Source organism: Mycobacterium sp. TH-M25 (genome assembly GCF_057473665.1).
On sequence record NZ_JBYCLA010000032.1, the window covers coordinates 1 to 4011 of the forward strand.

Here is a 4011-nt window from a genome sequence, read left to right on the forward strand (position 1 = left end):
GGCGCTTTCACCGCCGCAAAGCCCACCTGGTGGTGTCAGCGTTGCGTCACCGAGCCGCCGAACTCGGCGATCAGGCCATGTTTCTGCGGACCCGCACCTACCGCGAGGCGCTGGACCAGCTCGACGAACCGCTCAGCGTGTGCCAGCCGACCTCGTGGGCCGCCGACCGCTTCGTGCGATCTATGCCGCATGTCAAGGTGCTGCCGGCCCGCGGATTCTGCACCGAACGGACAACATTCAGCGAGTGGGCCCGCGGGCAACAGACGCTCAAACTGGAGAACTTCTACCGGGACGCCCGACGACGGTTCGATCTGCTGATGGACGGAGACCAACCGGCCGCGGGCCGCTGGAATTTCGATGCCGACAACCGCGAGCCCGCCCCTGACACCGGCAGCCTGGGGATCACAGCGCCCTGGCGGCCCGAGGAAGACGAGATCGACGATCAGGTCCGTGCGGACCTGGACCGCTGGGAACGCGACGGCGACGTCTCCTTCGTGGGACGCGACGGCCCGCGCGAATTCGCAGTCACCGCGGCCGAAGCGCACAAAGCCCTGGCGGTATTCATACGAGATCGATTGCCGCACTTCGGTCCTCACGAAGACGCGATGCTCAGCGGAGACCGTTTCATGGCGCACAGCCTGCTGTCGGCACCGATGAATCTGGGCCTGCTCGATCCGCTCGAATGCGCGTATGCCGCCGAGGACGCCTACCGCTCGGGAAGCGCCCCACTGGGCAGCGTCGAAGGCTACATCCGGCAGTTGATCGGTTGGCGCGACTACATCTGGCATGTCTACTGGCATTTCGGGAGGGGCTACCGGCACCGCAATGCGCTGGAGGCCCATGCCCGGGTGCCGAAGTGGTTCGCCGAGTTGGATGCCGGCTCCGTCGACGCGCACTGTCTGCAGGACGTGCTGGCGCAGGTCCGCGATCACGGCTGGGTGCACCACATTTCGCGACTGATGGTGCTGTCGAATTACGCATTGCAGCGCGGCTGGAGCCCTGCCGCGATGACCGACTGGTTCCATCGGTGTTTTGTCGACGGGTACGAGTGGGTGATGGTCGCCAACGTGGTCGGCATGTCCCAGCATGCCGACGGTGGACTGATAGCCACCAAGCCGTACACCTCCGGCGGCGCCTACATCAACCGGATGAGCAACTACTGCGGCGACTGCCGTTATCGGCCCTCGGAGCGAGTCGGCGACCGAGCCTGCCCGTTCACCGGCGGGTACTGGTGGTTCCTGGAGCGCAACGCCGAACGCCTTGCCGACAGCCGGCGGATGAACCAGCCGCTGGCCGGAATGCGACGCCTCAATGATCTCGACGAGGTCGTCGAACAGCAACGTAGGCTCGGCGGACGGGCCCCCTGATGCTCTCCGTGGACCGGTACATCGCAGCGCCACCATCGGTGGTGTGGAACGTGCTGATCGATCTCGACGTCTGGCCGCAGTGGGGTCCGACCGTCAGTGCGGCCTGGCTTGATCCCCCACATACCCGACTGGACCTGGACGTAACCGGCACCGTGCGAACAGCTTTCGGCCTTGCCGTCCCGTTCGTCATCACCGAGTTCGAGCCGGGCCGGCACTGGGCCTGGCAGGTGGCCGGCGTCCCGGCCACCCACCACCGCGTCGAGCCGTCCGGCAGCTGCGCGCGAGCGAGCATGGCCGTTCCGTGGTGGGCGGCCGGCTACCTGTCAGTGTGCGCAATCGCGTTACGTCGCATCGACTACATCGCGACGACGGGACCCTAGTCACCAACTCATGGACCCTGGAATTCCCTTGAACGGGCCGACAATCCAGCTATTGATCCAGCCGCCGTAAAAGCCGCCGGGCTGCGGCGTAACCGTCTCGCCGTTGACGGTGCAGCGGTCCACCGTCGCAGCCATCACCGCGACCGCACCGGCCAGAGCCGTGAACCCGCGCGTCGGGTGCAGGTAGGTCCAACCTGCCCGCGTCGCCACCCTGGCATCGGTCACCAGGTCGTAATACGTTGCCTGCCCTTTCCATTCACACCAGGACGTACCCTCGCCACGACGCAACACCCCGACCGCGAAGGCGCTCTCGGGCAAGTAGTAGGTCGGCGGGTGGCTGGTCTCCAACACCCGCCAGGCCTGCCTGGTCGATGCGATCGTGCGGCCGCCCAACTCGACGGTGATCGACCCGGCGAACTCCTCCAGCCTCGGCGGTCGCGGATAGTCCCACACCGACTCCTGTCCAGGACCGGGTTTCTCGGGCGTCGGCCACGGTTTCACCCCACCATTGTGCCCCCATTCACACCAGGTGTGCCTTTTCGCGTCGCGGGTAGTCTGCAACCTCGGGCCGCAGCCGTGCGGCGCCGCAGACGAAAGAGGGCGCTGTGACGGTTCGCATCGAGCAATGGCCGGGCAAGGCTTACCCGCTGGGCGCCATCTACGACGGTTCGGGCACCAATTTCGCGGTGTTCAGCGAGGTCGCGGAGAAGATCGAGCTGTGCCTTTTCGACGCCGCCGACGACGAGTCGCGGGTGATGCTCAACGAGGTGGACGGTTTCGTCTGGCACGGCTTTCTGCCCGCGATCGAGCCGGGTCAACGCTACGGCTACCGCGTTTACGGGCCCTATGACCCGTCGGCCGGTCAGCGTTGCAACCCGAACAAGCTGCTGCTCGATCCCTACGCCAAGGCGATCGACGGCAACTTCGAGTGGCACCAGTCGTTGTTCAGCTACAACTTCGGCGACCCCGACAGCCGCAACGACGACGACTCCGCGCCCAACATGCCCAAGTCGGTGGTGATCAACCCTTACTTTGACTGGGGCAACGACCGCCCGCCGGACCATGAGTACGCCGATACCGTGATCTACGAGGCCCACGTCAAGGGTTTAACCGAACTTCACCCCGACATCCCGGATCGGATCCGCGGCACCTACGCCGGCATCGCGCACCCCGCGATCATCGAGCACTTGAAAAGGCTGGGCGTCACCGCCATCGAACTGATGCCGGTGCACCATTTCGCCAACGACTCGACGCTGGTGGCCAAAGGGCTGTCGAATTACTGGGGCTACAACACGATTGGGTTCTTCGCTCCCGACTTCAAATACGCCGCCAGCGATACCCCCGGCGGTCAGGTGCAGGAGTTCAAGACCATGGTCCGCGCCCTGCACGAAGAAGACATCGAGGTGATCCTCGACGTGGTGTACAACCACACCGCCGAGGGCAACCACTTGGGCCCCACCCTGTCGATGCGCGGGATCGACAACGCCGCGTACTACCGGCTGGTCGACGACGACCAGCGGTACTACATGGACTACACCGGTACCGGCAACAGCCTCAACGTCGGCAACCCACACTCGCTGCAGTTGATCATGGATTCGCTGCGGTACTGGGTCACCGAGATGCATGTGGACGGGTTCCGCTTCGATCTGGCCGCAACACTGGCTCGCGAATTCTATGACGTGGATCGGCTGAGCGCGTTTTTCGAACTGGTACAACAAGATCCGATCATCAGCCAGGTCAAGCTGATCGCCGAGCCGTGGGACGTCGGCCCGGGCGGCTACCAGGTAGGCAACTTCCCGCCGCAATGGACCGAGTGGAACGGCAAGTTCCGCGACACCGTGCGCGACTATTGGCGAGGCGAGCCCGCGACGCTGGGTGAGTTCGCCTCACGGCTGACCGGTTCGGCCGACCTCTACGAGCACACCGCTCGGCGCCCGGTGGCGTCGATCAACTTCGTCACCGCCCATGACGGTTTCACACTGCGCGACTTGGTGTCCTACAACGAGAAGCACAACGAGGCCAACGGAGAAGACAACAACGACGGCGAAACTCACAACCGCTCCTGGAACTGCGGGGTCGAAGGCCCGACCGACGATCCAGAAGTCAACGCGCTACGCGCCCATCAGCAGCGCAATTTTCTTGCCACCACCCTGCTGTCGCAAGGGGTGCCGATGATCTCGCACGGTGACGAGCTCGGTCGCACCCAGAACGGCAACAACAACGGGTTCTGCCAAGACAACGAAATCACCTGGATGCATTGGGAT

4 protein-coding genes are annotated in these 4011 nt (G+C 64.6%); 3 read left to right on the top strand and 1 reads right to left on the bottom strand.

The annotated features are described in order from the left end of the window. Together AC2VOU_RS01275 and AC2VOU_RS01280 are read left to right on the top strand one after the other, a co-directional pair. On the top strand, positions 1–1367 hold a 1367-nt coding region (locus AC2VOU_RS01275), incomplete at its 5' end, for a cryptochrome/photolyase family protein (protein WP_486955722.1). Next, a complete protein-coding gene (locus AC2VOU_RS01280) occupies positions 1367–1747 on the top strand; it encodes an SRPBCC family protein (RefSeq protein WP_486955723.1) in 381 nt (126 codons plus the stop codon). The genes AC2VOU_RS01275 and AC2VOU_RS01280, both read left to right, overlap by 1 nt. Here AC2VOU_RS01280 and AC2VOU_RS01285 read toward each other — a convergent pair whose 3' ends face one another. Beyond that, positions 1748–2248: a DUF427 domain-containing protein gene (locus tag AC2VOU_RS01285; RefSeq protein ID WP_486955724.1), complete on the bottom strand. Its 501-nt coding sequence runs from the start codon at positions 2246–2248 to the stop codon at positions 1748–1750. It lies immediately after the preceding gene. 104 nt (positions 2249–2352) lie between these two features. Here AC2VOU_RS01285 and glgX point away from each other — a divergent pair. After that, a partial coding sequence (glgX, locus tag AC2VOU_RS01290) for a glycogen debranching protein GlgX (protein ID WP_486955725.1) occupies positions 2353–4011 on the top strand: 1659 nt, incomplete at its 3' end.

What these genes read in the sequence shown, in the direction of transcription:
- AC2VOU_RS01280 (WP_486955723.1), top strand. Translation starts at nt 1,367, where the DNA reads ATGCTCTCCGTGGACCGGTACATCGCAGCGCCACCATCGGTGGTGTGG.